This window comes from Frigidibacter sp. SD6-1 (genome assembly GCF_030143255.1).
Classification (GTDB): domain Bacteria; phylum Pseudomonadota; class Alphaproteobacteria; order Rhodobacterales; family Rhodobacteraceae; genus TMP-24.
The window spans coordinates 157,354-174,945 of record NZ_JARJNR010000005.1; the positions used below are offsets into that span (position 1 = coordinate 157,354).

A 17,592-nucleotide genomic window follows, 5' to 3' on the forward strand; every position below is an offset into this window, starting at 1 on the left:
GGTCACATGGCTGCAGGCGCTTGAACGTGTCACCAGGCCAGCCTGTCTGCAGGACCAGTTCGCATTCCTCTGACGGCACAATGAGGATGGAGCCCCCCTTCCCGGATCGCCTCGCCTTCGCTAGGGTGCCGGCATGAGCTGGAACATCCCGAATATCCTGACCGTGCTTCGCCTGTTCGCCGCCCCGGGCGTGGCGGTGATGTTTCTCTATTTTCACCGACCCTGGGCCGACTGGTTCGCGCTGACGCTTTTTGTCGGCGCGGCGATCACCGACTATTTCGACGGCTATCTCGCGCGGCTCTGGCGGCAGGAATCGAAGTTCGGCGCCATGCTCGACCCGATCGCCGACAAGGCGATGGTGGTGATCGCCATCATGATCCTGACCGGCTACAACGGCATGAACCCCTGGCTGATCCTGCCAGCAACCGTGATCCTTTTCCGCGAGGTCTTCGTTTCGGGGCTGAGGGAATATCTCGGCGCGGCGGCGGGGACGCTGAAGGTCACCAGGCTCGCCAAATGGAAGACGACGACCCAGATGGTGGCGATCGCGGTCCTCTTCCTCGGGACGGGGCTCGAATATCTGAACGGCGTGGCGATGAAGGGCATGACGCCCGAGCAATATGCCGATGCCGTGACGGCGGGCTTGGCCGATCCGGTCCGGGCCTGCGGGCGGCGCGACTGCGCCTCTCTCGCCAATGATGCCGGGATCGTGCTGCTGTGGCTTGCGGCGGTCCTTACATTCGTGACCGGATGGGATTATTTCAGGAAGGCGATGCCGCTCCTGAAAGACGAAAGATGATCGACCTTCTCTATTTCGCCTGGGTCCGCGAACGGATCGGCCTGCCGCGCGAGCGGGTGGAAACCACCGCTGCAACCGTGATGGATCTGATCGAGGAACTGAAGGCGCGCGAGGATCGCTATCAGGCGGCGTTCGCCGACCTGCGGGCCCTGCGGGTGGCGGTGGATCAGGAGCTTGCCGATTTCTCCGCGCCGCTGTCGGGCGTGCGGGAGGTGGCCTTCTTCCCGCCGATGACCGGGGGCTGAGACGATGGTCGGCGACATCCGCGTTCAGGCCGAGCCGTTCGATTATGGCGCCGAATGCGCGGCCTTCGCAGCGCGCGCCCGGGGGGCGGGCGCCGTTGTCACCTTCCTTGGGCTGGTGCGCGACGATGGCGGGCGGCTCGCGCGGATGGAGATCGAACATTACCCCGGCATGACCGAACGCGCGCTGGAAAAGATCGCGGAGGAGGCCGCCGGGCGCTGGCCGCTGTCGGCCTGCCTCGTCTTGCACCGCCACGGCAGCCTGAGCCCCGGTGAGCCGATCATGATGGTCGCGACCGCCTCGCGCCACCGGCAGGCTGCCTTCGCGGCGGCGGACTTTCTCATGGATTACCTGAAGTCCCGCGCGCCCTTCTGGAAAAAGGAATTTGGCGCGGACGGGGCGGCCTGGGTGGCCGCAAGGGACGAGGACGAGGCGGCGCTGACCCGCTGGTAGGGCGCGGCCTCCTCGAAGCGCTTCGCGCACCCGTCGGATCGCACCCCGGCGAGGAGCGCGCGAAATGCGCGACGCCCCCCGGCGCGGCAAGAGCTATGGTTCATCCGTGCGGACCAGGCCCCATTGGCCGCCCCCGCGGAAGAACGCCGACCGCGCCCTGGGCCGGGCGGCAAGAAAATCCGTCACCGCCACCTTCACCGATTTCCGCCCGTCTTTGGCGAGATCGGAAAAGCCCAGATCATCGCCGGTCACGAGCCCGCCGGCGGCCGGGACCTCGGCCCGGCTGTTCACCAGCAGTCCCGTCCCGAAGGTCGGCATCCAGCGGTCCGGCCGGAACAGCCAGGGATCGACGAGGAGAAGCCGCGATGGGCGGACGGTTTCGAGGATCCGGGCGCTGAAGTCACTCTGCCAGACGCCGATATCGGCCCCGACCGATCCGACGGGCAACCGCGCGAGCAGTGCCGCGCGGGCACGGGCGCGGCGCGGTGCAACCTCGCCACTCATCGCAAGATGTGCGGACCGAAGGTCAGGAGACCGACGATCACCGCATGGGCCGCAGTGATCAGGACCGCGCCTGCCGCGATATCCTTGGCCTTCCGCACCGCGTCCGAATATTCGGGGCGAACCACATCGCAGAGAAACTCGAACCCGGTGTTCATGACTTCCGCGAACCAGACCAATGCAATTGCGGTGACGATCCATAGCCAATCTTGGCGCCCGAGCCCTGCGGCGAAACCGGCAGCCACCACGACCGCAGCCACCGTCAGGTGAACCCAGGCATTGTGCTGCGTCCTGAGAACGAAGGCCAGGCCCTGCAGTGCGAAGCCCACACTTCGCAGGCGGTTCCGCAGAAAGCCGATCACGTGAGGCGCTCTGCGCGCCAGACGACAGCCTGCGCCGCGCGGGCCGTGCGCCCGCTCAGCCATCCGAGTGGCGCGGCGATCAGGGCGGCAAGGGCGATACAGCAGATCACGCGCTTTCCTCCAGCGTCAGGGTGGTTGGTCCCCCGATCTCTAGCTGCAGGCGGAAGGTTCCATCAAGCTCTGCCTGAGCCTCCCCTGCGGCGCTGCCGGTCCAGCGCAGCCGGGCGCCCGGGCGGAAGCCGGAGAACGGGAGGTCAAGCCGCGTCGATGCCGGATGCGGGGCCAGTGACAGATGCAGGCGACCCCGCTCGACCCGCGCCCCCGTGACAATGGCCCGACCCGGCGCCGCAAGATCAAGGCGCGGCCCGGAAGACTGACCCTCGCCGGTGAACAGGGCCCGGTAGCCGCCACCCGGGTTCAGACGTGCCATCAACTCGCAGAAATGCGCGAAGACAGAGGCGCGCGGCCGGTGCCAGCCCGCACCCTCTGCCGCCGGACAGTCCGCCTCCAGCAGATCGAGCGCCAGATCGCGCGCCTCGCGATCGCCCATTTCGGCCGCCGCTGCGGCAAAGGCGGCAAGGCTTGCCGCGCGCGACAGCCGGTAGTCGCCGGTATCGACCTTCCAGAAACGGCGGATATCCAGCGCACCACCCCGCAGGGCCCGCGCCCGGACCCGCGCCCAGAGATCGGCTGCCAGGTCGGGGAAGAGGACGTTCCAGAAGAGAACCGGATAGGCCTCGACCACCGCGCCGCCCAGACGGGGCGCGGGCAGACCGGTGAGAGAGGAGCGGAAGGGCAGCAAGAGCCCGTCCGCCTGTCGGAAATTCGCCTCGAGCGACGCGCGGAACCGCTCCGCCCGTGCCGTCCAGCGTGCCAGGTCATGCGCGCGCAGGGCCGAGGCGCCAATGGCATTGCAAAGCGGGTAGACCCAGTTCGGCTCGCAGGCCATCAACCCGAGCGGCGCCCTGTCCCACCCCCGCTCCAGCGCCGCGATCAGCGCGGGCTGGTCGTACTGCCAGCTGCGGCCGGACGGGTGATGGAGCGCGAGCGCGCCCGGGGCAGAATATCGCCCGTCGCCGGTGGTCTGTTCGTAAAGCGCGATCTGCGCGGCCAGAAAACCCGTATACATGATATTGTCACGCGCCACCGGGTCGGGATCGGCAGACAGGTTTCCCCAAAGGTTCTCAAGGCGCCAGTAGGCCCAGATGCGGTGGTCGAGCTGTTTTTCGATCAGGTTGCGCTGTGCCTGCGCGACAAAGCCGCCAAGGCCCGGCAGCCGTGCCGACAGCAGCGCGAGCGCGTAGGAGCCTTGCGCGATCTGGTAGCGGGTGGCGGCGGTCTGGAACTGATCGACGAACTGGAAACCGTCGAACCGGCCCACGGGCTGAAGCGCGCGGTCGGTCAGGAAAGACAGGCGGCGCCAGAGATCGGCATCGACAGGCGAGGGGGCCGGGGGCGCAGGCGCGGCGAAGGGGGGCGGCGCCGGAACCGGGCGTGGGCGGGCCAGATGAGCTGCCGCCATTGCCGCTGGCCAGGCCAGGAACGGCAGCGCGCAAAGCCACAGCGGCGGCGCATGGGCAAGCGCCGGGGCGGCCGCCGCGGCCGCGAGGGCGCTTGCCAGCCAGACAAGCGGCGGCGCCAGCACGTTGCCCGCCCCGAACCAGAAGATTACCGCCACCAGAAACAGCAGATGCGACAGGAGAGCCGCCGCCAGATAGCTCAGCCAGGCGGGCGCGCCGAGGCAGACAAGGCCGCCATCGTCGAAGACGCCCGGCCAGAAGCCGGCGCCCGGCAGCGCCAGCCCCAGCGCGAAAGCCTTCGTGGCCGGGGTCGCGCCCAGGGTGAGGGCCAGCGCCGCGATGGCAAGCACAAGGCATAGCGTCAGGCAGCTCAGGCCAAGGCGCCGGCCGCCCTCGGCACCTGTCGGTCGGGCGGACCCGATCATCCGCGCGCGTTCATCCGCTCGATATAGGCGCGCAGTTCCTCTGACTCCGCCCGGGCGTCACGCAGGCCGTCCATGGCCGCGCGCAGCTCCGCTTCGGTCTGAGACAGTTGCCCGGTCAGGTCGCGCTCGCGCTGCTGGAAGTAGGTGATCGCCTCGTCGCGCGCCTCTTCGGCGTCGTGAAGGCTGCGCGCCATGGAATCGAGGTCGCTGATTTCGGCCTGGGTCACCCGCGTCAGGCGATGGACAAGCCATGAGGCGAACCAGCCAAGCCCGAAGGCAATGAAGAGAACGATGCTCATCGCGATGATGAATTCGGTGCGTCCCATGGTTCTCAGGGCTCCTGCTTGCCGATCGTGTCGGGCCGTTTCTTCGGGCGGATGGTCTTGTCATCGGGCGATTGCACGACAATCGGCGTCTCTTCCCCGGCCGCGCCCTCTTCCGCGACAAGTTCGTCAAGCGCGGGGGTCAGAAGGCGGAACTCGATCCGCCGGTTCTTCTCGCGGTTTTCCTCGGTGTCATTGGCCATCACCGGCTGGGTTTCCCCGTAGCCCTTGGGCGACAGATTGCCGGTCAGGATGCGCCGCGCCTGAAGCGCCACGATCACCGCCCGCGCCCGTTGCTCGGACAGCGCCATGTTCATTTCCTCGCGCCCCTGGCTGTCGGTATGGCCGCCGATCTCGATCGGATAATCGGCGCAATCCTTCATCGCCTCGGCGATCCGGTCTAGGATCGGCTTGGCATCGGCTACGATGGTCGCTGATCCCGGCTCGAACACGATCTGCTTTTCGGCCAGGATCGCATTCACCCGGTCCACGCATTCCTGATCGGTCGGCAGGCCTGCGGTCGGGTCGAGGCTTTCGTCATAGCGCACGGCGATCCGGTAGCGCCCCGTTGCCCCGAGTTTCGACGACAGGAGGCGCGAGACCCTCCCCGAGGCGTCCTTGTCGCCGGTGCGCCCCTCGATGGCGATATCGCCCTCATGGACCACGACCTTGCCGTCATGAAGTTCGGCCAGAGCCTGAAGCGAGACGAGCACCCGCTGCGGCCAGCCCGGCGGAAGGTCGGCGTCGATGCGCGCGGCGCCATGGACATTGGCCGCGCCGAACCGGCTGCGGGCATAGCTTTCCACCGCATCGCGCGACAACTCATCACGCAACCGCCCTTCCAGCGCCACCTTGCCCTTGTCGTCGAGGGTTGCGGAAAACTCCACCCCAAACTCGCCCGCGACAGGCGCCGCCGTCTGTGCGGCGGTCAGGGTGAACACCCGGGGGAGGTTCGATTCGAGATCGCCCGTCACCGAATCGAACGTGGCCTGCGGCACGTCCGGCCCGGCATGAAGCGCGACGCTCGTATCCGAAAAGGTGATGGAGCCCGAACCCAGTGTCTTCACGGCCCGGATACCCTGCATCACCGCATCGTCCCAGTCGGGCGTCGGCATGCCAAGGCCGATGGTGCAGCTTTCCGTCCGCTTCGCCCCCGCATCCAGCGCGGTCTGCAGGATGCGGCGACGCGACCTGTCATTATCGGCCGAGCAGGCATCGAAGCGCGCCTGCCCGTCCTCGATCAGGAAGCGAAGGGTGAAGGGCGCGATCACCGGGCGCGGTGCGGAGATTGAGAGCGCAAGCGCAAGACCGGACGGCGCCGCCTTGCGCAAACGGCTTTCGATCTGGCGTTTCTCGTCGGCGCTGTCACCGATGGCGGTGACCGCGACCTTGCCCGGCGTCACCGAAATCTTCGACCGTGGGAGCGATTTCAAGGCATCGAGCGCGAAGCGCAGAGCGATGTCCCAGCCTTCGGGCACCGGATGATCGGCGGTCTCCAGCATGTCGGTGACCTCGCCCTCGCCCGCCAGCGCGCCGAGATCGGCGACCAGCCCGTCACGCGCCAGCGTCGAGGGCGCGAGGCCGATCAGCGAGATGCCGTCATCGTTCCTGAGAATCTCGATGTTGAATTCGGGTGCGGCCAGTTCCGCCTGCGCAGCCACGGTCATCGAATCGACCAGCCGCGTCGAATCGACGGTTTCGCCCGCGACCGAAAGCGCGCGGAACCTGAGCGCCTCGGTCGGAGCGGTGCCCGACAGGATCAGCTGCAGCCCGTCAGTGTCGATTTGTACCCAGGAAAGACCTGCGTCATGCACCGCTCGCCGGACGCCAAGCCGCGAAAACCGCTCGACAGCGTCGACCGTCCAGATCGAGAGGAGGAAACACAGAAGGGCAGCCCCCGCGAAGACGGTCGGGCCGATCGCCTCGGCGGGAAATGTCTTGGGAAGGCGGATCTTCACGCGGCGCACCTGCATCACTCTCGCCCATCTCCTTAGGGGCGCGCGCGGCCCGGATCAATCAAAGGAAGGCGGCGACGGCAAGAAACAGCGCAGCGATGAGCCCCGCGTCCCGGTTGGTACGGAAGGTTCGCATGCAGTTTCCCGCGTCGGCGATGTCGAGCCGGTTCATCTGCCACAGAAGATGCCAGCCCATCGCCCAGGGCGCTACGAGTGCGAGCGCGAGCTTCAGGGGCTTTTCCTGCGGCAAGAGCGTCAGGAGGATCGAGGCGCTCATGAGGAGCACGGTGAGCACAAGGAACAGCGCGAGCCAGCGCCCGGTCGCGGCGCCGAAAAGCCGCGCGGTGGATTTCACGCCGATCAGCACGTCATCCTCTATGTCCTGATGGGCGTAGATCGTGTCGTAGAAAAGCGTCCAGGCGATCCCGGCGGCATAGAGCAGAATGGCGGGCGCACCGGGCAAGCCCGCATGGGCGGCAAAGGCGACGATCACGCCCCAGTTGAAGGCGAGGCCGAGGAAGAGCTGCGGCCACCAGGTGAAGCGCTTGGCATAGGGGTAGATGGCGACAAGGCCGAGCGAGGAGAGGGCGAGAAGGATGGTCGCCCAATTGTAGGTCAGGACGACCAGCCCCGCGAAGCCCATCTGCGCGGCCATCCAGACGAGTGCCTGCCCGACGCTCACCTGCCCCGAGGGGATCGGGCGGGACCGGGTACGCGCGACCGCGGCGTCGAACTGCCGGTCGGTGATGTCGTTCCAGGTGCAGCCCGCACCGCGCATCAGCCAGGCCCCCGCCGCACAGCCGCCCGCGATCCATAAGTCCCAAAGCCGCCAGCCGTCGCCAAGCGCGGCAAGCGCCACCCCCCACCAGCAGGGCAGGAGCAGAAGCCATGTCCCGATCGGCCGGTCGGCGCGCGAAAGCCTCAGATAGGGGCGCGAGACTTCGGGCGCCCAGCGGTCGACCCAGTTGCCGCGCACCGCGTCGGCGACGGTTCCCTGAGGCGGCGCGCCCTCTGGCAAAGGATCGGTCGGGGACATAAGGTCGGCCTCATGGCAGGTGCGAAGATCAGACTCTGTGTAGACCGTAGCCTCGGGGCGGGGCAATCATTGCCTCTGTCGGAGGCGCAGGCGCATTATCTTTTCGGGGTGATGCGGCTTTCGCCCGGGGCCGAGGTGCTGCTGTTCAACGGGCGTGACGGCGAATGGCTGGCGCGGGTCGCGGCGGCGGGCAAACGCGGCGGGTCGGTCGAATGCGTCGAGCGGACGCGCGCGCAGACCGCGCCGCCCGATGTCTGGCTTCTATTCGCGCCGGTGAAGAAGGCGCGGACGGATTTCATCGTCGAGAAGGCGGTGGAACTCGGCGCCGCGCGACTATTGCCGGTGCAGACCGATTTCACCAATGCCGAGCGGCTGCGCCGCGACAAGGCGGAGGCCCATGTCCGCGAGGCGGCCGAGCAATGCGAGGCGCTGTGGCTGCCCGAGGTCGGCGACCTGCAGCCCCTGTCGAAACTGCTCGCAGGCTGGGACCCGGCGCGCCGCCTGTTCTGGGCCGACGAGGCCACGACCGACGGCGAGGGCGAGAACGATCGACCGGGCCGCTCATCGTCGCCTGCGGCGCTCTTCGCGGCTCTGCCGCCCGGGCCTGCGGCCCTTCTGGTCGGGCCCGAAGGCGGCTTTTCGCCCGCGGAGCGTGCGCGCCTGCGCGCCTTGCCATTCGTGACGCCGGTCGCGCTCGGCCCGCGCATCCTGCGCGCCGAGACGGCAGCACTTGCGCTCCTCACGCTCTGGCAGGCGCATCTGGGCGACTGGCGGGGGGACGGGGCGTGACTGAGGCGCCTGACGTCCGGCTCTATCTCTTCTTTGCGCAGGACGGGCGAAGCGCGGCGATCCTGCGTCGCGCCCGCGACCGGCAGTATGATCTGATCGGCTGGGACCGCGCGACCGACCGGTTCGAGCATGGCCAGACGATCCGCAAATATGTCGTCCCCGAAAGCTGCGCCCTGTCCCCCGATGGTGCGCATTTCCTCTATGCGGTGCGCATTGCCGCTCCGATGGGCGCGGTCGGCGAATATTACACGGCGATCAGCCGCCCGCCCTTCTTCACCGCGCTCGCGCTCTTTCCCCACGCCGGTCCCTGGCCGCTTGGCGGACGGTTCCTGGACAGCGCGACCATTCTTCTGGACGACGATAGCGCGCAGGACCGGATCGGCCGGGCCGACGGCCTGACGCGGGTCATCCGGGGCGCTGTCGCGAAGGGTTGCACCAGCGGCCTGCGACTTGCCTCCGGTGCCCCGGCGCCCCTCTCGAAGGCGGCGCTTGCCGAGGCTGTGGGCAGCGGCACCGACGGGGCGTGGCAGGCATCGCAGCGGGCGCTCTATGATACGCTCGGTGGCACGCTTTACCGGCGGCGCGGGCTTGAACTGGAGTTGATCCGCGATTTCAGAATGATCGAGCCGCAATTCATACGGGCGCCCTATGATTGGCGACCGCTCGACAGTGCAACCGAGGCCGCATGGCATCCGCTGGACGATCGGGCATGAGCTGGCAGGTCGCGGTGCCGGGCGATCGCGAAGCGATCGCCGCCTTCCTTGAAGCCCATATCGACTGGGCGATGTTTCCCCTGTCGAACCTCAGGGCGGGGCAAAGGGGCGAGGCCGGTCGATATCACACGCGCTTCCTGATCCGTCGCGGCGGCGCCCGGGTCACCGGCGCGCTGGGGCTGAGCGCGACGGGCATGCTCTTTCCGGTCATCCCCGGCCTCTCACCGGCGGATGTCTCGGGGCTGCGGCCCCATCTCGCCGGTGAGGCGGTGTCCGGGCTGATCGGCCGCAAGGACTGGGCGCATCCGCTGGCGGCCGCTCTGGGGCTCGACCGTGCGCCCCGGCAGCGGTTCACCGACGAGCCGGGCTTTGCGCTGGCGCTTTCGCAGCTGCGGATGCCCGACAGATCGGGGCTGACACTGGTTCCGCTGCGCGCGGAGGATCGCGCGCGGCTGATCGGCTGGCGGGGCGCCTATCATGTCGAGATACTCGGGCTTGACCCCGCAAAGGCGGATGAGACGGCGGCGGCGGACATCGACGAGTATCTCGCGCGCGGCAGTCACCGGCTGCTTCTGAGCGACGGCGCGCCGGTTGCCATGACCGGTGTGAATGCCGCGCTTGACCGGATCGTCCAGATCGGCGGCGTCTATACGCCGCCCGCGCTCAGGGGCCGGGGCTTCGCCCGTGCCGCCGTTGCGCTGCATCTTGAGGAACTCGGCGGGCGGGGCATCCGCCGCGCTGTGCTGTTCGCCGCAAGCGACGGCGCCGCGCGCGCTTACCGTGCCATCGGTTTCGAGCCGACGGGCGAAATGACGATGCTTCTTCTCGCCGCTCCCGCAAGGATCGCCGCATGAGCCTGATCCGACCCGAACTCGCCGCCCGTCTCGGCCGATGGTCGGAGGCGCTGAGCGCGCTTTTCATTGTCCTCGTTGGGCTCTGGCTCCTGTCCTACGGCGGCTATGTCCTCGCGCCGCTCGGGTTTCTCATTCTCACGCTCGGCGGGCTTTGGGCGTTGGTCGCCATCCGGCGGCTTGCCTTCCTCAGGCCAGTCGCGGCGCCCGGCATGGTCGAGGTGGACGAGGGGCAAGTGGGGTATCTCGGCCCGAATTTCGGCGGCTATCTGGCGCTGGCCGATCTGGCGGAAATCCGGCTGACCAGCTTTCAAGGCGCGCTGCACTGGCGCCTGCGCGCCGCGACAGGCGAGGTCCTGACCATCCCCGTCGAGGCGCAGGGTGCCGAGCGGCTGCATGACGCTTTCGCCACTCTGCCCGGTCTCGACATGGCCGCGCTGTCGGCGGCGCTTGCGCGCGGGGTCGAAACCCTGCCGCTCTGGCGCCGCCCGCAATCGCACCTCTGACGGAAACGGATCACGAAATGTCATATTATCGCACAGACGATCCTCTCCGGATGCTCTTGACTTGGGGCGCGCGGGGCGACACCTCTAGCCGTCCCTGAATTGCCAGAAGGTCGAGGCTGTCATGTCCATTCCCCAGTCCGGCGGCGGCCCGATCGAACGGTTCGAACAGCTGGCCGAGTATATGGCGGCGGGCGAGAAGCCGCACGAGAATTGGCGAATCGGGACCGAGCACGAGAAATTCGGCTACCTCACGGATACGCTGCAACCGGTGCCCTATGACGGCCCGCGCTCGATCCGCGCACTTCTGGAAGGGCTGCGCGACCGGTTCGGCTGGGCGCCGGTCATGGAGCAGGACAAGATCATCGGCCTGACGAAGAATGGCGCTAATGTGAGCCTTGAGCCCGGCGGGCAGTTCGAACTGTCCGGCGCGCCGCTCGCTTCGGTCCATGAGGTCAGGGCAGAGCTTGAGGCGCATCTGGCGGAAGTGAAGGCGGTGGCCGAACCGCTCGGCATCGCCCATTTCGGCGTCGGCGCGGCGCCGATCTGGCGGCATGAGGACATGCCGATGATGCCGAAGGGCCGCTACCGGCTGATGACCGACTACATGGGGCGGGTCGGCACCCATGGCACGCAGATGATGTACCGGACCTGCACGGTGCAGGTGAACCTCGACTTCTCGTCCGAGGCCGACATGGTGAAGAAGCTGCGCGTGGCGCTCGCCTTGCAGCCGGTCGCGACGGCGCTTTTCGCCTCCTCGCCCTTCTTCGAGGGCACGCCGAACGGTCATCGCAGCTGGCGCAGCCGCATCTGGCGCAGCCTCGACGACAGCCGCACCGGCATGCTGCCTTTCGCCTTCGAGGAGGGAATGGGCTATCAGCGCTACGTCGACTGGGTGCTCGATGTGCCGATGTATTTCGTCTATCGCGACGGGCATTACGTGGATGCGCGCGGCCAGTCGTTCCGGGATTTCCTGAAGGGCGAACTGCCCGCCCTGCCCGGCGAAAAGCCCACGCTTTCCGACTGGGCCGATCACATGACCACGGTCTTCCCCGAGGCTCGGGTGAAGAAGTTCATCGAGATGCGCGGTGCGGACGTGGGCGATGCCGCCCATATCGTGGCCTTGCCCGCCTTCTGGGTCGGGCTCATGTATGACCAGACCGCCCTTGATGCCGCCTGGGATCTGGTGAAGGGCCTTGATGCGGAGACGCGCGAAGGCTTGCGCGTTGCCGCCTCCGTCTCGGCACTCGAGGGCGAGGCGGGCGGCGTGAAGCTTTGCGATCTGGCGCGCGCGGCCGTGGGGCTGTCGCATGCCGGTCTCGCCGCGCGCGGGCTCGGCGAAGAGGTACATCTGGCGCCCTTGATGGAAAACCTCAGGACCGGCAAGGTTCAGGCGGATCGCTGGCTCGACCTCTATCGCGGCGACTGGCAGGGCGATCTGACCCGGCTTTACACGGCGGCGGCGCTCTGACCGGAACCGCGGGGCCGCTCGTCGAGCCCTTGCGTGCTCTCCTCGCTGTTGATCACGGCCTGGATCGCGCCAGCGCGGGCATGAAGCCCAGTACAAAGGCGCGCACCTTCGCTTCCGGCATCTCGCAGGGTTTGAGAAGGTCGCCATGCGCGAGGTGGTAGAGGTTGAGGCTGACGAAATCCTGCCCGCCGAGGTCCCGCGCGAAGAGCTTCAGGCTTCGGCCTCCCGAATGGCGGGTCTTCTCAACCCGCCAGCGGCGCCCTTCGTACAGACCTTCGCTGTAGCCGTCGGGAATGCGGTCGAGCGCCGCCCGGAACGGGTCGGTCACTTCCGGCCGATCCGCGGTTCGGTCCCGGCCTTGATCCGTTCGATGTTCGGCAGATGCTTCCAGAAGACCAGCGTTGCCAGCGCGACGGTCAGCCAGATCATTTCGGGATGGCCAAGGAACCCGGCCCATACCGCCGCCAGCGCCGCCGCGACGAGGGCGGAGAGCGAGGAGATGCGGCCGATGATGGCGGTCGCGAGCCAGGTCGCACAGGCGGCAAGACCCACGGGCCAGGCAAGCGCCAGCAGCGTGCCGAGGAAGGTGGCGACCCCCTTGCCGCCCCGGAACCCGAGCCAGACCGGGAAGAGATGGCCAAGGAAGGCCGCCCCGCCCGCGACCTGTGCGGCATCCTCCGCCGCGAGCGCGCGGGCGATCAGCACCGCCGCCGCGCCCTTGCCGCCATCGAGGAGGAGCGTGGCGAGTGCCGCCGCCTTGTTCCCGGTCCTAAGCACGTTCGTTGCGCCGATGTTGCCCGAGCCGATCTTCCTCAGATCGCCAAGGCCGAGCGCCTTCGTCACCAGAACCCCGAAGGGGATCGAACCGAGCAGATAGCCAAGTGCTGCGACCAGGATCAGAAGGCCCGCGCCCGAGGTGACCAAAGGCATGTTATGCTCCCGTCCCGAAAACCTGCTGGCCGCCCACGAATGTGGCCCGAACCTTACCTTCCATCCGCGCCCCGTCAAAGGGCGTGTTCTTGGACTTGGATTTCAGAGTGAAGCGGTCCAGCACGAAGGGCGCGTCCGGGTCGAAGAGCACAAGATCGGCGGGCGCGCCGACCGAAAGCCGCCCCTGCGGCAGGCCGAGGCGCTTCGCGGGATTGAGCGACATCGCGCGGAAAAGTTGCGGCAGCGTCAGCTGCCCCGCGTGATAGAGGCGCAGCGCGGCGGGCAGGAAGGTCTCAAGAGACACCGCACCCGATGCCGCCTCCTCATAGGGCAGGCGCTTGCTCTCCTCGTCCTGCGGCGTGTGCATGGACGAGATGATGTCGATCAGCCCCGAGGCCACCGCCTCGACGATGGCAAGCCGGTCGTCCTCGGACCGCAAGGGCGGCTTGACCTTGAAGAAGGTCCGGTAGTCGCCGACGTCAAATTCATTGAGCGTCAGGTGGTGGATCGAGGTTCCCGCCGTCACATCAAGGCCGTTCTTCCGAGCCCGTTCCAAGGGCGGCAGCGCGCGGGCCACCGTGATCTGGTCGAAGTGATAGCGTACGCCTGTCATCTCGATCAGCGACAGATCGCGGTCGAGGCCCATGCGTTCCGCCATCGGCGAGACGCCGGGCAGGCCGCGAAGCGAGGCGAACTTGCCCGAGGTCGCCGCCGACCCCGCCGAAAGCCCCGGGTCCTGCGGATGGCCGATGATGAGGGCGCCGAGCGATTTCGCATAGGTCATGGCGCGCGAGAGGACCTTGGTGTCGGTCACCACATGGTCGCAGTCGGTGAAGGCCACGGCGCCGGCATCCAGGAGGAAGCCGATCTCGGTCATCTCGCGCCCCTGTCGGCCCTTGGTCAGCGCGGCCATATGGCGGATGCGGACGGGCGAGGCCTCGGCCGCGCGGCGGTTGACGAACTCGAGCGCCTCGGGCGTGTCGATGGCGGGGTTGGTGTCGGGCCGGGTGACAATGGTCGTCACGCCCCCCGCCGCCGCCGCAAGGGCGGCGGAGCGGAAGGACTCCTTGTGCCGCTCGCCCGGCTCGCCGACCTTCACGCCGATGTCGACGATGCCGGGGGCGAGGCATTTCGCCCCGCAGTCGATGATCGTCGCGCCCTTCGGTGCGGGGGCGTTGAGGGCGGCGATGAGGCCGTTCTCGATGGTCAGCGCGCCTTCGGTTTCCGTCAGGCCTTCGGGGTCGATCAGGCGGGCGTTGGTGAGGTGGAGTGTCATTGGGCTAGCTCGGCGTTACTGATTTCGTAAACGCGCCCAACAGTGAGCCGACAAACTCGCCCGCCGTAGATGCAACGTTTGGCGATGCCGCAATCTGCTTTGCGTTTTCCACAAGCGTCAACCCGTTAGGCTGTGTGCGCGCCAAGTGCTGAAACCCTAGCGAGGTCAGCACTAGTGAAAACGTCGGACCTGCCCCATCGCCCATCCAAGGAGATTCAACCAATCGCACAACTCCTTCGGATTCGAGCCAGTTGACCAAGCTGCCGAAGAACTCGATTTGATCCCAGTCAGGATCTTCAAAATATTCGGCCGCGCTGGTTTCAGTCGGCGAAACGCCATTCTCCGCCAGGGTACTGATCAGGCGCGCCAAGAGCCTCTCCGATAGTTCGCGCTTACTCACACCATCACCCCCGCCGCCTTCGCGCCGCGCTCGGCCCTGAGGTTCCGCGCCAGAAGGTCCATGCAGGCCATGCGGACGGCCACCCCCATCTCGACCTGTTCTTGGATGACCGACCGGTTGATGTCGTCGGCGATCTCTCCGTCGATCTCGACCCCCCGGTTCATCGGGCCGGGGTGCATGACGATGGCATCTTCCTTCGCGAACGACAGTTTCTCGGCGTCGAGCCCGAAGCGGTGGTAATATTCCCGCTCCGAAGGGATGAAGCCGCCGTCCATCCGCTCTTTCTGAAGGCGCAGCATCATCACCACGTCGGCATCCTTCAGCCCCTCGCGCATGTCGTCGTAAAGCTCGCAGCCGAACTCGGCGACGCCCGAGGGCATCAGGGTGGGCGGCGCGATCAGGCGAACGCGGTTTTCCATCTTGCCGAGGAGTATCAGGTTCGACCGGGCGACACGGCTGTGGGCGATGTCGCCGCATATGGCCACGGTCAAACGCTGGATGCGGCCCTTGGCGCGGCGGATGGTCAGCGCGTCCAGGAGTGCCTGCGTGGGGTGCTCATGCCGCCCGTCGCCCGCGTTCAGGACCGCGCAATTCACTTTCGACGCGAGAAGGTTCACCGCCCCCGAGGAGGGATGGCGTACCACAAGAAGGTCCGGGTGCATCGCGTTCAGCGTCATCGCTGTGTCGATCAGCGTCTCGCCCTTCTTCACGCTGGAATGGGCGACCGACATGTTCATCACGTCGGCCCCCAGCCGCTTGCCCGCCAGCTCGAAACTGGCCTGCGTGCGGGTCGAGTTCTCGAAGAACATGTTGATCTGGGTGAGACCGGCCAGCGCATCGGCCTGCTTCACCGTTCGGCGGTTCAGGTCGACATATTTTTCCGCCAGATCGAGAACGGTGCGAATCTCCTCCGGCGCTAGATGTTCGATGCCCAAGAGGTGACGCGCGCGGAATGTCATCGGAGGCTCCCGTCCCGTTTCGGCGCTTATGGCAAAAGGTCGGGCGCGGGGCAACCGGGTTCGGCTTTGACCCCGGCGCGGCGCAGGCTTAGGGTGGCGCCATGCAGAGCCCCGCCGCAGAGATGGATTTTCACGCCGCCCGCGCCCTTCTGGAATGGCAGATGGAGATGGGCGCCGACGAGCCTATCGGCGAGGCGCCGGTCAACCGCTATGCGCTGGCGGTTGAGGCGCCGAAGGCGGCGCGAGATGTTCCGCCCGCCTCGGCCGCACCGCCCACGGAGGCACCGGTAAGAAGGGCGGAAGAGGTCGATAGGCTCGCGGCGGCCAGACGGGCGGCGGATGCAAGTGCGGACCTCGCGGCTCTGGCGACCGCGCAGGCGGCCTACGACCACTGTGACCTGAAGAAGGGCGCGCGGAATTTCGTCTTTGCCGACGGCAACCCGGCGGCGCGGGTGATGGTGATCGGCGAGGCGCCGGGGCGGGACGAGGATCTGGAGGGGCGCCCCTTCGTCGGCCGCGCCGGGCAGCTACTGGACCGGATGTTCGCGGCCATAGGATTGTCGCGCACCGCGCCGGACGCGGAGACTGCGCTTTACATCACCAACGTCCTGCCCTGGCGCCCGCCCGGCAACCGCGACCCCGACCCGCAGGAAATCGCGATGATGCTGCCGTTCCTGACCCGGCATGTAGACCTCGCCGATCCCGACCTGATCGTCCTGATGGGCAACACGCCCTGCGCCGCGGCACTTGGCACGCGCGGCATCCTGCGGCTGCGGGGCAAATGGACCGAGGCCTTCGCCCGCCCGGCCCTGCCGATGACCCATCCGGCCTATCTTCTGAGGAACCCCGCGGCCAAGCGCGAGGCCTGGGCGGATCTGCTGGAAGTGAAGGCAAGGCTCGGGGGCTGAGATGAGGATCCTTGCCTTCTCGGACCTGCATCTGGATATCCCGGCCCGCGACGCGATCCTCGCTGCCGCCGACAGCGCCGATCTGGTGATCGGCGCGGGCGATTTTGCCGCGCGCAGACAGGGGCTTCAGCCTTTCATGGCGGCGTTCGGGCCGATCGCTCACAAGGCGCTCTTCGTCCCCGGCAACAATGAAACCGCCGAGGAATTGCGCGGCGCGACGGGCGTTCCGGTCCTGCATGGCGCGGCCGTCGACTTCGGCGGCATCCGGATCGCCGGTCTCGGCGGGGCGGTGCCGCCCTTGCCCCCGTTGCCCTGGGGGTCGTTCGACCTGACGGAAGAGGAAGCGCAAGGCATGCTCGCCCCGATTGCGGCGGCTGACATCCTTGTCAGCCATTCGCCGCCGAAAGGGACATGCGACCGGCATGCGCAGCTCGGTCCCATCGGGTCGGATGCAGTTCTTGCGGCGACGCGACGCATGGCGCCTCGCCTGCTTCTGTGCGGGCATGTCCATGATGACTGGGGCGCAAGGGGAAGGATCGGACCGACCGACGTCATGAACCTTGGCCCGTCCGTCAACCGGATAGTGATTTGAAAGCGCCGCAATGACCCGCATCGACGAAACCAAGGAATTCATCCCGGTCCGCATCGCCGTCCTGACCGTCTCTGACACGCGCGGGTTGGCCGAGGACCGGTCGGGCGATACGCTGGTCGAACGGCTGACGGGGGCGGGCCATGTGCTGGCCCATCGGGCGATCCTGCCCGACGAGCGGGGGGGGATTGCGGCGAAGCTGCGCGAATGGGTGGCCGATCCGGGCGTCGACGTCGTGATCTCGACCGGAGGCACGGGCCTGACGGGCCGCGATGTGACGGTCGAGGCGCACCGCGATGTCTACGAGAAGGAGATCGAGGCGTTCGGCACGGTGTTTACCATGGTCTCGATGCAGAAGATCGGGACGTCGGCGGTCCAGAGCCGCGCGACGGGCGGGGTTGCGGGCGGGACCTACCTTTTCGCATTGCCGGGCAGTCCGGGGGCCTGCCGGGACGCCTGGGACGAGATATTGAGATGGCAGTTCGACTACCGCCACCGGCCCTGCAATTTCGTCGAGATCATGCCGCGGCTGGAAGAACACAAACGCCGGAAGTAGCCGGGGGGTGGCTCGTCGAAGCACTTCGTG

General features: G+C 67.6%; 22 protein-coding genes. 11 read left to right on the plus strand and 11 right to left on the minus strand.

The features are described from left to right. The first annotated feature begins 133 nt into the window (after positions 1 to 133). The 3 genes from pgsA to P0645_RS10975 are packed head-to-tail and all read left to right on the plus strand — an operon-like array spanning position 134 to position 1,495. The gene (gene pgsA / locus P0645_RS10965) at positions 134 to 799 is read left to right on the plus strand and encodes a CDP-diacylglycerol--glycerol-3-phosphate 3-phosphatidyltransferase (protein WP_284164617.1); all 666 of its coding nucleotides are present in this window, start codon (positions 134 to 136) and stop codon (positions 797 to 799) included. Continuing rightward, positions 796 to 1,044 carry a molybdopterin converting factor subunit 1 gene (gene moaD / locus P0645_RS10970; RefSeq protein ID WP_284164618.1) on the plus strand — a complete coding sequence of 83 codons (249 nt, stop codon included), beginning with the start codon at positions 796 to 798 and terminating at the stop codon, positions 1,042 to 1,044. The genes pgsA and moaD overlap by 4 nt, the downstream gene beginning before the upstream one ends. A gap of 4 nt (positions 1,045 to 1,048) precedes the next feature. Next, entirely contained in the window at positions 1,049 to 1,495 is a 447-nt protein-coding gene (locus tag P0645_RS10975; protein WP_284164619.1) for a molybdenum cofactor biosynthesis protein MoaE, read from the plus strand. A 93-nt stretch (positions 1,496 to 1,588) separates the two neighbouring features. Here P0645_RS10975 and P0645_RS10980 read toward each other — a convergent pair whose 3' ends face one another. From P0645_RS10980 to ubiA, 6 genes are all read right to left on the minus strand, one after another. Further along, the gene (locus P0645_RS10980) at positions 1,589 to 1,999 is read right to left on the minus strand and encodes a hypothetical protein (RefSeq protein ID WP_284164620.1); all 411 of its coding nucleotides are present in this window, start codon (positions 1,997 to 1,999) and stop codon (positions 1,589 to 1,591) included. Further along, positions 1,996 to 2,358, minus strand: coding sequence for a diacylglycerol kinase family protein (locus P0645_RS10985; protein WP_284164621.1), 363 nt, complete (start codon positions 2,356 to 2,358; stop codon positions 1,996 to 1,998). Before P0645_RS10985 ends, P0645_RS10980 begins: the two co-directional genes overlap by 4 nt. Positions 2,359 to 2,464: 106 nt before the next feature. Continuing rightward, positions 2,465 to 4,303: a linalool dehydratase/isomerase domain-containing protein gene (locus P0645_RS10990; RefSeq protein WP_284164622.1), complete on the minus strand. Its 1,839-nt coding sequence runs from the start codon at positions 4,301 to 4,303 to the stop codon at positions 2,465 to 2,467. Beyond that, complete coding sequence (locus P0645_RS10995; protein WP_284164623.1) at positions 4,300 to 4,629, minus strand: hypothetical protein; 330 nt, start codon at positions 4,627 to 4,629, stop codon at positions 4,300 to 4,302. Before P0645_RS10995 ends, P0645_RS10990 begins: the two co-directional genes overlap by 4 nt. Before the next feature lie 5 nt (positions 4,630 to 4,634). Beyond that, positions 4,635 to 6,599: an OmpA family protein gene (locus P0645_RS11000; RefSeq protein ID WP_284164624.1), complete on the minus strand. Its 1,965-nt coding sequence runs from the start codon at positions 6,597 to 6,599 to the stop codon at positions 4,635 to 4,637. Positions 6,600 to 6,642: 43 nt separating this feature from the next. Continuing rightward, entirely contained in the window at positions 6,643 to 7,617 is a 975-nt protein-coding gene (gene ubiA, locus P0645_RS11005; protein WP_284164625.1) for a 4-hydroxybenzoate octaprenyltransferase, read from the minus strand. A 12-nt stretch (positions 7,618 to 7,629) separates the two neighbouring features. Between ubiA and P0645_RS11010 the strand changes: the two genes are divergently transcribed. From P0645_RS11010 to P0645_RS11030, 5 genes are all read left to right on the plus strand, one after another. Further along, positions 7,630 to 8,406: a 16S rRNA (uracil(1498)-N(3))-methyltransferase gene (locus P0645_RS11010; protein ID WP_284164626.1), complete on the plus strand. Its 777-nt coding sequence runs from the start codon at positions 7,630 to 7,632 to the stop codon at positions 8,404 to 8,406. Further along, the gene (locus P0645_RS11015; RefSeq protein WP_284164627.1) at positions 8,403 to 9,119 is read left to right on the plus strand and encodes a hypothetical protein; all 717 of its coding nucleotides are present in this window, start codon (positions 8,403 to 8,405) and stop codon (positions 9,117 to 9,119) included. Before P0645_RS11010 ends, P0645_RS11015 begins: the two co-directional genes overlap by 4 nt. Further along, positions 9,116 to 9,973, plus strand: a complete 858-nt coding sequence (locus P0645_RS11020) for a GNAT family N-acetyltransferase (protein ID WP_284164628.1) — start codon at positions 9,116 to 9,118, stop codon at positions 9,971 to 9,973. Before P0645_RS11015 ends, P0645_RS11020 begins: the two co-directional genes overlap by 4 nt. Continuing rightward, positions 9,970 to 10,476, plus strand: coding sequence for a hypothetical protein (locus tag P0645_RS11025; protein ID WP_284164629.1), 507 nt, complete (start codon positions 9,970 to 9,972; stop codon positions 10,474 to 10,476). Before P0645_RS11020 ends, P0645_RS11025 begins: the two co-directional genes overlap by 4 nt. Positions 10,477 to 10,597: 121 nt before the next feature. Next, entirely contained in the window at positions 10,598 to 11,944 is a 1,347-nt protein-coding gene (locus tag P0645_RS11030; RefSeq protein ID WP_284164630.1) for a glutamate--cysteine ligase, read from the plus strand. A 52-nt stretch (positions 11,945 to 11,996) separates the two neighbouring features. Here P0645_RS11030 and P0645_RS11035 read toward each other — a convergent pair whose 3' ends face one another. From P0645_RS11035 to P0645_RS11055, 5 genes are read right to left on the minus strand one after another with little or no spacing between them, the layout of a single operon-like run. After that, positions 11,997 to 12,272, minus strand: a complete 276-nt coding sequence (locus P0645_RS11035) for a hypothetical protein (RefSeq protein WP_284164631.1) — start codon at positions 12,270 to 12,272, stop codon at positions 11,997 to 11,999. After that, positions 12,269 to 12,874 carry a glycerol-3-phosphate 1-O-acyltransferase PlsY gene (gene plsY, locus P0645_RS11040; RefSeq protein ID WP_284164632.1) on the minus strand — a complete coding sequence of 202 codons (606 nt, stop codon included), beginning with the start codon at positions 12,872 to 12,874 and terminating at the stop codon, positions 12,269 to 12,271. Before plsY ends, P0645_RS11035 begins: the two co-directional genes overlap by 4 nt. Position 12,875: 1 nt before the next feature. Next, the gene (gene pyrC / locus P0645_RS11045; protein WP_284164633.1) at positions 12,876 to 14,150 is read right to left on the minus strand and encodes a dihydroorotase; all 1,275 of its coding nucleotides are present in this window, start codon (positions 14,148 to 14,150) and stop codon (positions 12,876 to 12,878) included. Positions 14,151 to 14,154: 4 nt separating this feature from the next. Next, positions 14,155 to 14,520, minus strand: coding sequence for a hypothetical protein (locus tag P0645_RS11050; RefSeq protein ID WP_284164634.1), 366 nt, complete (start codon positions 14,518 to 14,520; stop codon positions 14,155 to 14,157). A gap of 26 nt (positions 14,521 to 14,546) precedes the next feature. Beyond that, complete coding sequence (locus P0645_RS11055) at positions 14,547 to 15,509, minus strand: aspartate carbamoyltransferase catalytic subunit (RefSeq protein WP_284164635.1); 963 nt, start codon at positions 15,507 to 15,509, stop codon at positions 14,547 to 14,549. 101 nt (positions 15,510 to 15,610) lie between these two features. Between P0645_RS11055 and P0645_RS11060 the strand changes: the two genes are divergently transcribed. Genes P0645_RS11060 through moaB form a run of 3 tightly spaced genes read left to right on the plus strand, consistent with a single transcriptional unit; the run spans position 15,611 to position 17,562 of the window. Further along, entirely contained in the window at positions 15,611 to 16,417 is an 807-nt protein-coding gene (locus P0645_RS11060) for a uracil-DNA glycosylase (protein WP_284164636.1), read from the plus strand. A 1-nt stretch (position 16,418) separates the two neighbouring features. After that, on the plus strand, positions 16,419 to 17,009 hold the full coding sequence (locus P0645_RS11065; RefSeq protein ID WP_284164637.1) for a metallophosphoesterase family protein: 591 nt from the start codon (positions 16,419 to 16,421) through the stop codon (positions 17,007 to 17,009). 10 nt (positions 17,010 to 17,019) lie between these two features. Then, positions 17,020 to 17,562, plus strand: coding sequence for a molybdenum cofactor biosynthesis protein B (gene moaB / locus P0645_RS11070; RefSeq protein ID WP_284164638.1), 543 nt, complete (start codon positions 17,020 to 17,022; stop codon positions 17,560 to 17,562). Positions 17,563 to 17,592: the final 30 nt, after the last annotated feature.

What these genes read in the sequence shown, in the direction of transcription:
- pgsA (WP_284164617.1), top strand. Translation starts at nt 134, where the DNA reads ATGAGCTGGAACATCCCGAATATCCTGACCGTGCTTCGCCTGTTCGCC.
- moaD (WP_284164618.1), top strand. Translation starts at nt 796, where the DNA reads ATGATCGACCTTCTCTATTTCGCCTGGGTCCGCGAACGGATCGGCCTG.
- P0645_RS10975 (WP_284164619.1), top strand. Translation starts at nt 1,049, where the DNA reads ATGGTCGGCGACATCCGCGTTCAGGCCGAGCCGTTCGATTATGGCGCC.
- P0645_RS10980 (WP_284164620.1), bottom strand. Translation starts at nt 1,999, where the DNA reads ATGAGTGGCGAGGTTGCACCGCGCCGCGCCCGTGCCCGCGCGGCACTG.
- P0645_RS10990 (WP_284164622.1), bottom strand. Translation starts at nt 4,303, where the DNA reads ATGATCGGGTCCGCCCGACCGACAGGTGCCGAGGGCGGCCGGCGCCTT.
- P0645_RS10995 (WP_284164623.1), bottom strand. Translation starts at nt 4,629, where the DNA reads ATGGGACGCACCGAATTCATCATCGCGATGAGCATCGTTCTCTTCATT.
- P0645_RS11000 (WP_284164624.1), bottom strand. Translation starts at nt 6,599, where the DNA reads ATGCAGGTGCGCCGCGTGAAGATCCGCCTTCCCAAGACATTTCCCGCC.
- ubiA (WP_284164625.1), bottom strand. Translation starts at nt 7,617, where the DNA reads ATGTCCCCGACCGATCCTTTGCCAGAGGGCGCGCCGCCTCAGGGAACC.
- P0645_RS11010 (WP_284164626.1), top strand. Translation starts at nt 7,630, where the DNA reads ATGGCAGGTGCGAAGATCAGACTCTGTGTAGACCGTAGCCTCGGGGCG.
- P0645_RS11020 (WP_284164628.1), top strand. Translation starts at nt 9,116, where the DNA reads ATGAGCTGGCAGGTCGCGGTGCCGGGCGATCGCGAAGCGATCGCCGCC.
- P0645_RS11025 (WP_284164629.1), top strand. Translation starts at nt 9,970, where the DNA reads ATGAGCCTGATCCGACCCGAACTCGCCGCCCGTCTCGGCCGATGGTCG.
- P0645_RS11030 (WP_284164630.1), top strand. Translation starts at nt 10,598, where the DNA reads ATGTCCATTCCCCAGTCCGGCGGCGGCCCGATCGAACGGTTCGAACAG.
- plsY (WP_284164632.1), bottom strand. Translation starts at nt 12,874, where the DNA reads ATGCCTTTGGTCACCTCGGGCGCGGGCCTTCTGATCCTGGTCGCAGCA.
- pyrC (WP_284164633.1), bottom strand. Translation starts at nt 14,150, where the DNA reads ATGACACTCCACCTCACCAACGCCCGCCTGATCGACCCCGAAGGCCTG.
- P0645_RS11055 (WP_284164635.1), bottom strand. Translation starts at nt 15,509, where the DNA reads ATGACATTCCGCGCGCGTCACCTCTTGGGCATCGAACATCTAGCGCCG.
- P0645_RS11060 (WP_284164636.1), top strand. Translation starts at nt 15,611, where the DNA reads ATGCAGAGCCCCGCCGCAGAGATGGATTTTCACGCCGCCCGCGCCCTT.
- P0645_RS11065 (WP_284164637.1), top strand. Translation starts at nt 16,419, where the DNA reads ATGAGGATCCTTGCCTTCTCGGACCTGCATCTGGATATCCCGGCCCGC.
- moaB (WP_284164638.1), top strand. Translation starts at nt 17,020, where the DNA reads ATGACCCGCATCGACGAAACCAAGGAATTCATCCCGGTCCGCATCGCC.